Raw genomic sequence first — 13,557 nt, forward strand, 5'->3', positions numbered from 1 at the left:
AATTTACTCCTCACCCTATCGGAAGGTGCTGATCAGGGTGTCGAAAATATCCCGGGCCACCTGAATGACCTGGGCACTGGCGTTATAGGCCAGTTCGTATTTAATCAGTGCGGCGGCTTCTTCATCGAGGTTGACGCCGGACGTTGCATCTACAGCGGTCTGCGAGTTACGCAGCAGCACTTCAGATGAGTCACGATTGATCTGCGCTCTGCTCGTGACTGAGCCAACAACCTCGACCAGACGCGCATAAGAATCTGTATAGCTACTCTGACCTTTTACTGTTTTGGTGCTTTGCAATGCAGCCATTTCTACGCCGTTACGGCTGTCAGAAGTGCCATCGCTGTTAAAATCGACGGTGAATTCGTCGCCGACTTCAGCAATGCCGTCGATATTTACATGGAAACCGAAGGCAACAGGCTCACCGACTGGGTCTGTCGGGAAGAGGTTATTGCCTGGCGGTTCGATATTCAGGTCGTAGTGTTCATCGACGATGACTTTGACCTGACCACCAATCGATACTTTATTACTGCCGACCGTGCCTGCACCGCTGACTTCGAGGCGAGGCTGAAAAGTAACCTGCCCTTTTTCGCTGATATCAACGTCGACGTTACCTGAGAACACGTAGCCTGAGTTTTCAATCGCCTGGCGGAATCCATCGAGAAGGTCGTCACCGGTTGCAAACGTGCCGGTCATTTCGAATGAAATTGTGCCCTGAGAAGGATCACTGAATTCGTAAATGTAGGGGCCACCTTCTGAGAAGTCGTAACCTTCGTATTTACTCAGCGGGTCTTCGGTTTCCATGGCAGTAGCTGTTAACGGGATATCAATGCCGTTGCCTATGCGGAAGCTGTCGCCGGCGTCCCCGCGCAGTTCGAAGTCGAGATCATCGCCATTTAAATCAATGATGGTCAGTTTGCCGCCGTCACTTCGGGCGACGATGCCTGCATCCTGCAGTTCGTAGTTGGCATTAATACGATCGGCCAGAAAGTTCAGTGTGATCGGATCGGGGACTTCGGCCGGGTAATTCGCATCGTATTGATTCTGGTTTGGCCCCAGGGTTTGCGTCAGTACGACACCATTTAAAGTAAATTCGGTATCGAGAAAATCAACGCTATCGGTTTCAAGGTCGGTAATCTCAACCGTGGTACGAGCAGATGCCTCTACACCGTCGCGCTTGCTGAGTGATTCTGCAATTTCACGGGCAGTGGCATTCAGCGGCGTAATCAGTGTGCGCTGGTTAGCAGTTAAACCGTTGTTCGGGTTAGTAAAACCGATATCAATACGCTCAGGGAAGAAGCCATTCACTGAGTCTACGCTGGTGCCGTTCTGTTGGTAGGTCGGTGAAACAGGCAACACGCCGCCGAAGCTTGTGAACGCGGTTTTGCCTTCGTCTTCTGGCAATATGCTGTTACTGATACCCGGCGTGAAGGTCTGATTCATCAATGGCGGAAACAACGGAATCGGGTTTCCTGGGTCGGTATTATCCAGCACGTCGTAAGTGGTCGGCGATGTGAAACGAATCAGAAGCGGTGGCGTCATTTCGCCTTCTTCTGAAAAATACGACGTACCAAGATCGTATACTGTGCCTTGGTCGATGGTTGCATTACCTCGGTTACCAATCGCGGTATCTGTGCTGATCGCAGACGCCAGTGCGACCTGCTCAGCACGGGTAATGTTCATATCCAGATTCTGAGATTCACGACGCGTCGGTGAAATAAGGAAGCGATCATTCTGCTGAAACGTGCCTGCTTCAAAACGAATTTCCATTCCGTCAATTTCAATGGAGTCAGGAAATGCGCCGCTCAGGGCGTTAGTCTGTAATAACTCACCGGTATCGTTACGGAAAACACGATAGGTATAATCGTCCGGGCCGACGAAACGAATTTCATAGTCACTCGTGGTTAACTGGGTAGCGTCTTTGATTTCGACGGCAATCACCCGATCATCCGGATCTGCATTATTACGGTCGCCCAGCACACGCTGGTAGGTTTTCGCTGGCTCATTAATGTCGGTGAAGAAGTTTTCACCTTTTATTCCATCGTAATCGACGCCTAGTTTGTGTTGATCGTTCATGGTTTGAGCGATAACCAACCCTAAACGGCCGAGCTGATTGAGGCTTGGATCAAGTACCTGATCACGGAAGTCGAGGATGCCGCCGAGTTGTCCGCCAGTAATTTCGCGCGTGACGTTCTGGACCGCATTACCTTTGCGGAAGTAGATGTCCACGCGTGAAGGATCTTTCGCGCCTACGTCGGTAAATACTTCGTTAAATTCGTTACCCACCACCAACGCCTGACCGTTGCCGATAAAAACGTTGAAGACACTGTCGTCCTGCTCAACGATATTTACTTCTACATATTCAGACAGCTCTTTTAACAGGCGGTCGCGCTGGTCGAGAAGCTCGCTTGGCTCGCGCCCCTGGGCTGAGGCCGAGGCAAACTGAATCTGCTCATTCAGTTCGGCAATGGATTCTGCGATGGTGGTAATCTCGCCAGCAATCACTTCCATCTGGCCGTTGATAATATCGTTCTGCTCGAACAGGCGATCACTGATGGCACTGAAGCGATCAACAAGGCCATTGGCTTCGCTGATCAATACTTCACGAGCAGGCAGAGATGACGGGTCATCGACGGTGGCCTGCAAAGCAGCGAACATATTCTCAAGACCCGGCTGCACACCGGTGCCGCTGTCCGCCAGCAGGCTATTAATTTGCCCTGCATTGACTGCAAGCGCATTAAATTCATTAAATGTCGATGTATCGCGGCGCAGCTGTTCCGTTAAAAACTGGTCGTAAACACGTCGTACTGAGTCAACGTTCACGCCCGAACCCACCCAGATACCGTTTCTGAACTGTGGGTTGTTTTCGCTAAAACTGACCTCCTGCCGCGAGTAGCCTTCAGTGCCCGCGTTGGTGATGTTGTTACCCGTAATCGTCAGCGCAGTTTGCTGGGCGCGAAGACCGGAAATACCAATATCAAGAATATTACCCATCCTGGTTCTCCAGCGTAGTGGCGTTCAGCATTCTATTCAGCGTATTGTTGAGAAGATCGCCGTTGTAAATGCGCTCTACTTTATTGCCGTAGTTGGGGTCAGTAGCATAGCCACCCTGCTGCAACGCATGGCCGTATGTCTCGCCACTGGATTGCTCGTTAATGGCACTCTGGTAGCGTGTTGAGTCACGCAGGAAGTTCGCGTAATCCTGAAGGCCGTCTTCAAGTGATGCGTACGAGCGGAAGTCTGCCTGCTCGTTAACTTTTACGCCCTGGCGGTATTCGTGCGTTTGAATACTGACGACGTCACCGCTCCAACGACTGTCGGCTTTAATACCAAACAGATTGTTTGATGGGCGACCATCTTCACCTTTGATGGTGTATTTACCCCACCCTGTTTCAAGCGCCGCCTGAGCAACAATTGCTTTTGGATCAACACCCAGATCAGCACCGACGCGTTCAGCGTAAGGATAAACAGCGGCAACGAACTCTGCCGGAGAGGCAAAGCTTTGCCCCTTGGTACCGGAGCCAGTGGTGGCTGATTGTTCGTCTTCAGAAGTGGATTCATCGACAGGTACTGGACGCTCAGGAAGCTTATCAAGCTCTTCTTCAACGCGCTTGATGGTTTGCGAAATACCGGTAAAACGACGGTCGAAAATCTGACTCTGATCGACCTTACCCGTGGCATCTAGGTTCATGCCGTATTGCGACATCAACTGACGGTGAATAACCTCGGCAAGGCCCGTGCCCTCGCCTTCCGTGAGGGATACAGCCATCTGATCGTCGTACATATTCTGGTAAAAATCAGCTTCCGGAGAGCTGAAAAGAGAGTCTTCAGAAAAGACATCTGAGGCGTCACGCATGGACTTCAGCATCATACTGACGAACATAGATTCGAACTGTTTTGCGACCTCTTTCAACGCGGCATCCTGGTCGGATTTACCCAGCGCACGGATGCCCTGAAGCCCGTTAATATCAGTAAATACGTTTGCCGCGTTGTGTGAATTCTGAATCATGCAATGCACCTCTACAGAGGAAATTGCAAAAGGTGGGCCAAGGTTGGGGGAGTCGCTTCATCTAACCCTATGGGAGCGAATCATCTTACCTGGCCCTGTGAGAAGTTCTCCTAACCCCGTGGGAGCGAACCAACTTACCTTACCCTGTGGGAAGCTCCCTTAACCCTGTGGGAGCGAACCAACTTATCTTGCCCTGTGAGAAGTTCTCCTAACCCTGTGGGAGCGAATCAGCCGGAGGCTATTCGCGATAAACCCCATCGCTATTAGCCAGGCAAGCTGGCTGAATAGCTCCCACAAAGAGAAAATCATCAAACAACGAAAGTGATAGCGAACCAACTTACCTTGCCCTGTGAGAAGTTCTCCTTGCCCTGTGAGAAGTTCTCCTAACCCTGTGGGAGCGAATCAGCCGGAGGCTATTCGCGATACCCCCATCGCTATTAGCCAGGCAAGCTGGCTGAATAGCTCCCACAAAGAGAAAATCATCAAACAACGAAAGTGATAGCGAACCAATTTACCCTGTGGGAAGCTCCCCTAACCCTGTGGGAGCGAACCAACTTACCTTGCCCTGTGAGAAGTTCTCCTAACCCTGTGGGAGCGAATCAGCCGGAGGCTATTCGCGATTAGGAGTTTGCTTGAGCACCACCAGTCAGTTAACCTCAAATATCGCTAATCAAGGATGATTACGTCATGCATGGATACAGCCAGTTAAGGCTTGGCAGGCAATCTATAGATAACCAGGTATATCTTCTTACCTTCACTACCCACATGCGCGTAAAGCACTTCCAGAAATGGGAGAATGCCAAGTGCCTGAGCCAATGTATAGAGTCCGAAACGATACTCAAGCAAAGCAAGGCTCTATGCTGGGTAGTCATGCCTGACCATGTTCATATTCTGATGCAACTTGGCAATTCAGACACTATCTCTAACTATATTCGAAGGCTAAAAGCAGGGGCAAAAAGGCAGCTGCTAATCAATGATAAGCTTTGGGCAAAAGGGTTTCATGACAGAGCGATAAGGAAAGAATCAGAATTACTTCCTGCTGCGAGATATATTGTTGCCAATCCTCTTAGAGCTGGGTTAGTCAAAAGTGTAAAAGATTATCCATTCTGGAATAGTGTCTGGGTTTGAGCAGTATCGCGAATAGCCTTCGGCTGATTCGCTCCCACAGGGGGTAAAAAAGCTGATTCGCTCCCACAAGGTTAGATGAAGCGACTCACTTTCACGACACGGTGGTCATTTTCCATGTAGGAGCTATTCAACCAGCTTGCCTGACTAATAGCGATGGGGTTTATCGCGAATAGCCTTCGGCTGATTCGCTCCCACAGGGGATAAAAAAGCTGATTCGCTCCCACAGGGGGTAAAAAATCTGATTTGCTCCCACATGATAAAAAGCTGATTCTCTCCCACAGGGGGTAAAAAAGCTGATTCGCTCCCACGGGTAAGAAGAGTTGGTTTGCTCCGGCAAGATTAGATGAAGCGCCTCCTCCTACAAAACCCAGCAACTTCACATCAAATACTTTTTGACGTTCTTCTGGCCTTGCTGTTGTGTGCCCACTTGCTTCTGCTCAGCTTTTAATTGCTCAAGCAATTCCTGCTCTTCTTTCAACAGATCTTCAAGAAACACTTGCTGTTCGTTGGTCAGGTCGATAAGGTCACTGACTTGAGAAAACCACTCACGCATCAGTTCGTTTCGTTTCTGGATGCGTTCTTCGACGCCTTCTTTTACCCCCTGACGTATCAGTGAGCGAAGTTCGAGCGAGAGGTTTTTTACCTGGCTAAATAGGTCGTTATTCATATGACGATTAATTCTGCTTTGAGGGCACCGGCTTGTTTCATGGCTTCGAGTATTGCCATGAGGTCTCCGGGGGCGGCGCCAATTTCATTTACGGCTTTGACGATGTCGTCGAGCGTGACGCCAGGGCCGAACTTAAACATGCGGCTATCGCCGCCATCATCGATGTTGATGTTAGTTTGCGGAACCACGACGGTCTCACCTTCGGCCAGCGCGTTGGGTTGTGCCACTTCGAAGTCTTCGGTGATGGTAACGGTTAGACTACCGTGCGTCACGGCCACCGGTTCTATCTGTACTTTTTGCCCCATCACTATGGTGCCGGTACGGGAATTAATAATAATTTTCGCGCGCTCGGTGCCGGTTTCTATTTCAAGATTTTCGATCACCGACAGGTATGCAACGCGCTGACTTGTGTCTCGCGGAGCACTGACCCGGATACTGGTAGCGTCGAGTGCTTCGGCGGTGCCGGGCCCCAGTAGTTCGTTGATTTTCTCGGTCATTGAGCGTGCTGTAGTGAAGTCAGGCTGATCGAGGTTGAAGATCAGGCTGTCGCCACGACCGAAGCTGCTCGGTACGGCTTGTTCTACCGTTGCGCCGTTGGGGATACGGCCAACACTGGGGACGTTGACGGTAATACTTGAGCCGTCGTTGCCTTCGGCACCAAAGCCACCGACGACGAGGTTACCCTGAGCAACCGCGTAGATGCCGCCATCAGCGCCTTTTAATGGGGTAAATAACAGTGAGCCGCCGCGCAGGCTTTTGGCATTGCCCAGTGACGATACGGTAACGTCGACCCGCTGGCCGGGTTTGGAGAACGGCGGCAGTTCAGCGGTAACGGATACCGCGGCGACGTTTTTCAGTTTCGGGTCGGTGCCTTGCGGTAAGGTGATCCCGAATTCGTTCATCATGTTGCGGAAGGTCTGTGTAGTAAACGGGGCTTTATCGCCCGTCCCGTCGAGACCAACCACCAGCCCGTAACCGATCAGTTGGTTTGAACGCACGCCTGATATGCTGGTGATGTCTTTGATTCGCTCCGCGTGGGCCAGAGCTGGAATCGTGCTGACCAGCATTATGACGAGTAATTGACGCCAGTTTTTCATCGTTTCATCCGCATTACGTGTCTGATTGCAGGGTTTGGGTCGTATTTGAGGAATAATGCGAAGGGTGTGCCAATTGGTGATCGCGCATAGCCAGACTAGCTGGCTGAAGCGCTCCTACAAAATATTGAATCAAAACGGCCAGAGCGGTGACATAAAGATGCGGTCAGCCCAACCTTGCTTGGTGCTGTTGTTGAGGTTGCCTCGGCCACCGAATGAGATGCGTGCATCTGCGACTTTGCTTGAGGCTATGGTGTTTTCTGGTGTGATGTCTTGTGGACGCACCAGCCCCATAATGCGGATATATTCGTCGCCTTCGCTCAGGGTCAGCCATTTCTCACCGCGTATCTGTAGCACGCCATTGGGCAGTATATCTGAGACCGTCACACTGATCTGACCTGTCAGGCTGTTTGAGCGGTCAGCCTCACCTTTGCCCGAGAACTGGCGGTCGTTGGTGGTTTCTGAATCCATGGTCAGGTTTTTCCAGCCTGGTACTGTTCCCATTAATGATGGTACTGCCATGTTGTTGTTCGATGATTTATCAGCCACGGTTTCTGCGGATTTCGACGATTGGTATTCTTCGTCGAATATCACGGTAATGATGTCGCCGATCCGGTTAGCTTGCTGGTCGGTGTATAGCCCTACACTGTATCTGGGTTGAAACAGTGAACCGTCATTGGTCGGCGGTGCTTCAAGGCTTTGTGCCGATACCGGCGCGTAGGCCGGATCATCCGGGAACACGTCGCGCTCTTGTTGAATGCTGCTGCATGCGCTCAGCAAAGCGGTGCTTGTAAGTGCGATTAATGCGTTAACTAACAGGCGTTTCATATCACACCTCCATCAGGTGTTCTGTGTCAGGAACTGCAGCATCTGATCGGCTGCTGACACGACTTTTGAGTTCATTTCGTAGGCGCGCTGAACGGTGATCATTTTCACCAGCTCTTCAACCACTTCGACGTTGGAGTTTTCGAGTGCGCCCTGCACTACCCGACCAAAACCATCTTCACCCGGAACTCCACCTTGAGGAGCACCACTGGCTGCGGTTTCCAGAAAGAGGTTTCCACCGGCTGCCTGAAGGCCTGCTGGGTTAATAAAGTCGACCGTCTCAATCTGGCCTAGCTGCTGCGGATTCGGGTCACCGAACATGGTCGCCTGGACAATACCGTCTTCACTGATGGTGAGGTTGTTGGTCTGCTCAGGGATAACAATCTGTGGCTCTAACGGGTAGCCGTTGACGTTCACTACGGTGCCTTCGTTATTGATGTGGAAGGTACCGTCACGCGTATAGCCGATGTTGCCGTCAGGCATCTGAATCTGGAAAAAACCGCGACCATTAACCGCGATATCCAGCGGCTGATCCGTGATTTCGAGCGAGCCTGTTGTGAATACTTTCTGTGTACCTGCGGTACGTACACCGGTACCGAGTTGCAGGCCGGATGGCAGGCGACTGTCGGCTGAGCTGTTGGCACCCGGCTGACGCTGAATCTGGTAGATCAGGTCTTCGAATACCGGACGGTCTTTTTTGAAGCCGGTGGTCGCTACGTTAGCGAGGTTGTTTGATACGGTGGTCAGCGCGAGGTCTTGTGCTTCGAGCCCGGTCTTACTGACCCAGAGTGCGTTCATCATAGTGCTGACTCCTTATTGATTCGACATGATCTGTGTCGTGGCGGCTGCCAGCTCGTCGACACGTTTCATCATTTTCACCTGCATTTCATACTGACGGTTCAGCTGAATCAGGCTGGTAAGTTCGGTGACGGCATTGACGTTACTGCTTTCAGTAAAGCCACCAACAACGCTGACATTAAGGTCTGGCTGAGCCGGTGGGGTGCCCTCTTCACGAAAGCGGAATAAACCGTCTTCGCCTTTTTCTAATGTTTCAGGGTCTGGATTAACGAGCTTGAGCTGCACCGGTTCGGCAACGCCCGCTGGTACTTCACCGAAAGGCTGGATGGTGATAATGCCGGCTTTTGAGATATCGATTTTTTCAAATTCGGGTAATACCACAGGGCCGCCGTCACCAATGAGCTGACGACCACTGCCATTCACCAGTCGGCCCAGAGGATCAACACTGAGGTCTCCGGCGCGGGTATAGGCTTCCTGGCCATCAGGGCCAACGACCGCAAACCAGCCTTTCCCTTCAATCGCGAGGTCCATGTTGCGACCTGTCTCGACCAGTGAGCCCATGCTCATATCGCTGGCGGGACGTTCGGTCATGGCGTAAGCACGCGATGGGAAGTGTTCGCCGAACACGCCTTGCGCCCGGCTTTGGGTGTAATCAGAGCGGAAACCTGTGGTCGCAACATTGGCCAGGTTGTTGGCGTGTGCGGTTTGCCCGTAGGTGTTCTGTTTGGCCCCGGACATGGCGATGTAGAGTGCGCGGTCCATAGTGGTTGCCTTTCAATAGTTCAGTTGTGAGAAGTATTGCGAAGGCTGTGCCAACTCTGATTTATTATTTAAAATCAACTAGTTAGATAAAACCCGGGCGGATTTTGAGTGTCGATATGCCGGTGGTTGGGTGTGGAAACGGCAAGCGGTTGCCAGGGTGGCAAAACCGTGGGAGCTATTCAGCCAGCTTGCCTGGCTAATAGCGATTGGGTTTATCGCGAATAGCCTCCGGCTGATTCGCTCCCACAGTGTTACTGCTGATCTGCTTCCACAGTGTTATGGCTGATCTGCTTCCACAGTGTTACTGCTGATCTGATCCCACAGTATTACTGCTGATCTGATCCCACAGTATTACTGCTGATCTGATCCCGCAGTATTACTGCTGACCTGATCCCACAGTGTTACTGCTAATCTGCTTCCACAGTGTTATGGCTGATTTGATCCCACAGTGTTATGGCTGATCTGATCCCACAGTGTTACTGCTAATCTGCTTCCACAGTGTTATGGCTGATTCGCTCCCACAGAGTAAAAAGCTGATTCGCTCTTTGTGGGAGCTATTCAGCCAGCTTGCCTGGCTAATAGCGATTGGGTTTATCGCGAATAGCCTCCGGCTGATTCGCTCCCACATGACTAACCCTCATTAGATATTCAGAATCGTCTGCGTTATCTGGTCGGTGGTTTCAATGGTCTTCGCGCTCGCCTGGAAGTTACGCTGGGCGATGATCAGGCCCACCAGCTCTTCTGACAGATCGACGTTTGAGTCTTCTAATGCAGATGACCGTATCTGGCCAAACGAAGCCGTTCGCGGTGAGCCAATGGTCGGAATACCTGATTCAAAAGACTCAGCCCAGCCCGTGTCGCCGACTGGTGTCAGGCCTTCCGGGTTACGGAAGTTGGCCATGGCCACCTGCCCCAGTGTCTGTGCCTGACCGTTGGTGAATCGGGCGAAGATGATACCTTCTTCATCCACTTCGAGACCGGTCAGTCGACCTGTTGCATAGCCGTTCTGGTTTACTTCGTTCACCGAGAACTCGCTACCAAACTGGGTCGAACCATTAAGACTGATCTGGAAGTTTGAGTTGGTTGGTGGATCGCTCAGGGGCAAGCCACCTTCCAGTACGTTTGTTGATGTCAGTGCACCTGTTGCGTCGCCATTCTCATCGACTGGGTCCCAGTTGGTGATGTAGATATCGCCGGTCGCGACTTCGTCCAGTGTTCCGTCCTGGTTGAAGAAGAGTTCAAAACGTGAACGTGTCGGATCGAGGTTTTCCGGGAATGGCAGTGACGGGTCAGGGTCGCCCACATCGTTACCATCCACCAGTACGTACATAGCCCAGACGTTTTGCTCGTTCGGACGTGTTGGGTCCAGTGGCTCTTTGACGAAGTATTGGGTCATTACGTGGGAGTTACCCAAGCTGTCGTATATCGTGGTTGAGGTCGCGTGGTTGTACGTTTCCTGGTTATCCGGATCAAATGAGTTCAGGGTGAAGTCCGAGTATTCGTCGTCGGTCAACGCACCGAAGATCCCTGATACGACGGGCTGCGGATCACGCATCACGTAGTTTTCATTAAGGATGAAGCTAACGGTACCACCTACGGCGGCCGCGACATCAGCGGCAGAGGTACCGCCAAGTACAACCGGCCCCGTGCCTTCTGCGCCCTGCACGACGAGAGAGTCAGTCACGACTGGGCTATCAATCGAGACTTTAATATCCCGACCGATTTCGTTGGTGATAACGAGGTCACCGGTATCGTTTAACTGAGCGCGGAAACCCGGCAATGTCGTTGCACGATAGGCGTTTATTTCGTCGGCCAGCTCTTCGAGACTGGTCGATTCAAGCACCTGACCGTTCAGGGTCAGTGACATGTCATTCCCCGGGGTGTTGTAGCCCGATAATGGGATCGTCATTACTGTTTCTGCAGAGGCGGTGACACCCGGCTGTTGGTTAAACAGGGAGACGATTTCGTTGGCTTCCGCGTGCTCAGGAATCACGATTTCGGTCTCTTCACCATCAGGATCAATCAGAGTGACACGTTGCTCTGGGTACTCGTTAGTGACACCTTCGATGCCTGTGGTCAGTAGAGTGCCGTCGTCTGGGTTAACCTGAAGAATACCGTAGAGATCAGACTCAGAGACATCCTGGCCACCTGCGGTAATGTTGGTGATTGAGATGATCGAAGCTTCACCGGCTTCTACGGCGGCCAGCTGCAGTTTGTACTGGGGTGGCACTGTTTTCGGTTCTACCTCGATAGCGGATGCCTGCACGCCAATATAGTTGTCTGCATCCTGACTGTTCAGCTGGCGGTTAATGCTTGCCGCCAGCTGTTGTACTGAGCGGTATTCTTCATCCAGTGACACTACAATGGAGCCACTGCGGTTTTCACTGTCTGGTGCTGGCACGGTAAGGTTAATACGGAAGCTGTTGGTGCGATCCACTTCATCCTGGCCGGTAACAATGAACATGCTGTCAAAGCCCAGCTCACCCAGAGCCTGGGGCTCTGCAACGGTTGGAGTTAAGGACACGCCTTCACCCGCACCCACCTGTGTATTGGTAAATACCAGTTGGCCACCAACGGCATCGACGTTCACTTTACCAGCAAGGCCGCCTGCACCGATGTAAATATCGATTTGCTGCTGAATCGCTACGGCCAGTGCTTCGAGGTTGGCGTAGTTAGCAGGCGGTATCGTAATGGTGAACGGGCCACCTGCGTTGCCGCTGGTACTGGTGACTTCGAGATTGAATTCATTGTTTGCCAATACAGGCTCAACACCCGAATCAAGGCGGTTATTGCTGAGGAAGCCGAGGTTAATCAGATCGTAGTTCACAGAGCTGACTGAGTTATCGGCGATCTGAACAAAGTCACCACGCGCGCCTGGTGCCTGCACCTGAAATTCAATGCGGCCACCGTTATTCACTGCCAGTACTTCTTCGTTACCGGCACCCGCGGTGGCGGTAATCTGAGCGTTAATTTCAGCAACAATTTCAGTGGTGGTGACGTTGGCGTAGCTGACCGGTGCTGCACCGACCCAGGCCGCTTCACTCAGGTTGATCGGATAGAGAGCGCCGGATTCAGTAGCAATCCGGAACGCCAGTACGTTATCAACGGCTGGCGCGACTTTGTCTTCGAGATCCAATGCGCTGTAGGTGTTGTTGGCGGTCAGTACGGCGAACTGGCCCGGGTCACTGGAGACGATATTAAGAGGCGGTGTTGCTGTTGTCCGTGTGGTGGTTTGTGTGCCAGGAATAGACCGGAAATCAGCGGTCACTGGGCTGGCGCCCACAAACAATTGCTGCCCAGCGACCCCAGCAGATACCGCACCGGCGACACCAAAGACACCATCCCAACCCGGAGTTGTTGTGATTGAGAATGACGTACCATTCGTCGCGTTAAAACCTGCACGCTCGATGATTAAGTTCCCTGTAGATGGGTCCTCTACCGCGCGCAGTTGCTGTGAGCCAAAGGTTGCATCCAATGCGGATTGTATGTCGTTAAGCACTTCCTGAACGGTGGCACCTGCGGCAACACCGGCCAAGGTAATGGTCTGACTGCCATTACCGTCACCGATATCAAAGTCCATCGACTCAGTACCGTAGCCCGCCGCCGCGACTGCCGCGACTGTATTCGGGAACAATACCTGTGCAGGAATGCCTGCATCCGTTGGCTGACCCGCTGAGTCCAGTACGGTTTTGGTGGATTCAAGAATGCCCGCGTCTGCCGCACCAACAGACAAACCGTTGGTGGTGATCTGCAGACCCTGCTCCTGCAGAACCTGCTCACCGGCGTCCAGGTTTACGATGGCGGTGGCGAGAGTCGTCAAGCGTGGCGGCTGGTTAGCAATCTGAATATTGATGTCGCCCAGCACACCGCTGACCACGCCGTTTTCGTTGGCTTCATAACCCTGCAGGCGTGAGCCGTTGTTCGCCACGACAAATCCGTTTTTGTCGAGCGAGAATATCCCTGATCGGGTGTAAGACACACTGCCACGGTCATCCAGTACGAAGAAACCGTTTCCGTCGATAGCAAGGTCGAGGGCATTTTCAGTTCCACTGATGTTACCCTGCGAAAATTCCTGACGGACGTTATCAACCAGTACACCACTACCGACCGGCTTCAGACCGGTACCAAGCAAGGTACTGGTGTAGACATCGGCAAATTCTGCACGGGATTCTTTAAAGCCAACGGTACTGGCGTTCGCCACATTGTTACCTGTGACTTCCAGATCCGTAGAGGCTGCACGGATACCACTTAAACCAATATTAAAAGCCATATTTGTA

9 protein-coding genes are annotated in these 13,557 nt (G+C 52.1%); 1 reads left to right on the forward strand and 8 read right to left on the reverse strand.

The window, feature by feature from the left end; translation table 11 throughout:
• Nucleotides 1-15 precede the first annotated feature (15 nt).
• A complete protein-coding gene (flgK, locus tag BW941_RS07500; protein ID WP_076514987.1) occupies nucleotides 16-2,991 on the reverse strand; it encodes a flagellar hook-associated protein FlgK in 2,976 nt (991 codons plus the stop codon).
• Complete coding sequence (flgJ, locus tag BW941_RS07505) at nucleotides 2,984-4,006, reverse strand: flagellar assembly peptidoglycan hydrolase FlgJ (protein ID WP_076514988.1); 1,023 nt, start codon at nucleotides 4,004-4,006, stop codon at nucleotides 2,984-2,986. The genes flgK and flgJ overlap by 8 nt, the downstream gene beginning before the upstream one ends.
• A gap of 687 nt (nucleotides 4,007-4,693) precedes the next feature.
• Here flgJ and BW941_RS07510 point away from each other — a divergent pair.
• Nucleotides 4,694-5,134, forward strand: a complete 441-nt coding sequence (locus BW941_RS07510; RefSeq protein ID WP_076514989.1) for an REP-associated tyrosine transposase — start codon at nucleotides 4,694-4,696, stop codon at nucleotides 5,132-5,134.
• A gap of 376 nt (nucleotides 5,135-5,510) precedes the next feature.
• Here the strand turns inward: BW941_RS07510 and BW941_RS07520 are convergent, their stop codons facing one another.
• The 6 genes from BW941_RS07520 to BW941_RS07545 form a co-directional block, all read right to left on the reverse strand.
• The gene (locus BW941_RS07520) at nucleotides 5,511-5,801 is read right to left on the reverse strand and encodes a hypothetical protein (protein WP_076514991.1); all 291 of its coding nucleotides are present in this window, start codon (nucleotides 5,799-5,801) and stop codon (nucleotides 5,511-5,513) included.
• The gene (locus BW941_RS07525) at nucleotides 5,798-6,898 is read right to left on the reverse strand and encodes a flagellar basal body P-ring protein FlgI (RefSeq protein WP_076514992.1); all 1,101 of its coding nucleotides are present in this window, start codon (nucleotides 6,896-6,898) and stop codon (nucleotides 5,798-5,800) included. The genes BW941_RS07520 and BW941_RS07525 overlap by 4 nt, the downstream gene beginning before the upstream one ends.
• A gap of 129 nt (nucleotides 6,899-7,027) precedes the next feature.
• Nucleotides 7,028-7,723: a flagellar basal body L-ring protein FlgH gene (flgH, locus tag BW941_RS07530; protein WP_076514993.1), complete on the reverse strand. Its 696-nt coding sequence runs from the start codon at nucleotides 7,721-7,723 to the stop codon at nucleotides 7,028-7,030.
• Between the two features lie 12 nt (nucleotides 7,724-7,735).
• The gene (gene flgG / locus BW941_RS07535; protein WP_068438825.1) at nucleotides 7,736-8,521 is read right to left on the reverse strand and encodes a flagellar basal-body rod protein FlgG; all 786 of its coding nucleotides are present in this window, start codon (nucleotides 8,519-8,521) and stop codon (nucleotides 7,736-7,738) included.
• Nucleotides 8,522-8,533: 12 nt separating this feature from the next.
• Nucleotides 8,534-9,280: a flagellar basal body rod protein FlgF gene (locus BW941_RS07540; RefSeq protein WP_076514994.1), complete on the reverse strand. Its 747-nt coding sequence runs from the start codon at nucleotides 9,278-9,280 to the stop codon at nucleotides 8,534-8,536.
• Nucleotides 9,281-9,920: 640 nt separating this feature from the next.
• Entirely contained in the window at nucleotides 9,921-13,550 is a 3,630-nt protein-coding gene (locus tag BW941_RS07545; RefSeq protein ID WP_076514995.1) for a flagellar hook-basal body complex protein, read from the reverse strand.
• Nucleotides 13,551-13,557: the final 7 nt, after the last annotated feature.

The organism is Thalassolituus maritimus, from assembly GCF_900156675.1.
Classification (GTDB): domain Bacteria; phylum Pseudomonadota; class Gammaproteobacteria; order Pseudomonadales; family Oceanobacteraceae; genus Thalassolituus; species Thalassolituus maritimus.

Bases quoted from the DNA above. Each gene is read 5' to 3' on its own strand.
- flgK (WP_076514987.1), bottom strand. From the start codon at position 2,991: ATGGGTAATATTCTTGATATTGGTATTTCCGGTCTTCGCGCCCAGCAA.
- flgJ (WP_076514988.1), bottom strand. From the start codon at position 4,006: ATGATTCAGAATTCACACAACGCGGCAAACGTATTTACTGATATTAAC.
- BW941_RS07510 (WP_076514989.1), top strand. From the start codon at position 4,694: ATGCATGGATACAGCCAGTTAAGGCTTGGCAGGCAATCTATAGATAAC.
- BW941_RS07520 (WP_076514991.1), bottom strand. From the start codon at position 5,801: ATGAATAACGACCTATTTAGCCAGGTAAAAAACCTCTCGCTCGAACTT.
- BW941_RS07525 (WP_076514992.1), bottom strand. From the start codon at position 6,898: ATGAAAAACTGGCGTCAATTACTCGTCATAATGCTGGTCAGCACGATT.
- flgH (WP_076514993.1), bottom strand. From the start codon at position 7,723: ATGAAACGCCTGTTAGTTAACGCATTAATCGCACTTACAAGCACCGCT.
- flgG (WP_068438825.1), bottom strand. From the start codon at position 8,521: ATGATGAACGCACTCTGGGTCAGTAAGACCGGGCTCGAAGCACAAGAC.
- BW941_RS07540 (WP_076514994.1), bottom strand. From the start codon at position 9,280: ATGGACCGCGCACTCTACATCGCCATGTCCGGGGCCAAACAGAACACC.
- BW941_RS07545 (WP_076514995.1), bottom strand. From the start codon at position 13,550: ATGGCTTTTAATATTGGTTTAAGTGGTATCCGTGCAGCCTCTACGGAT.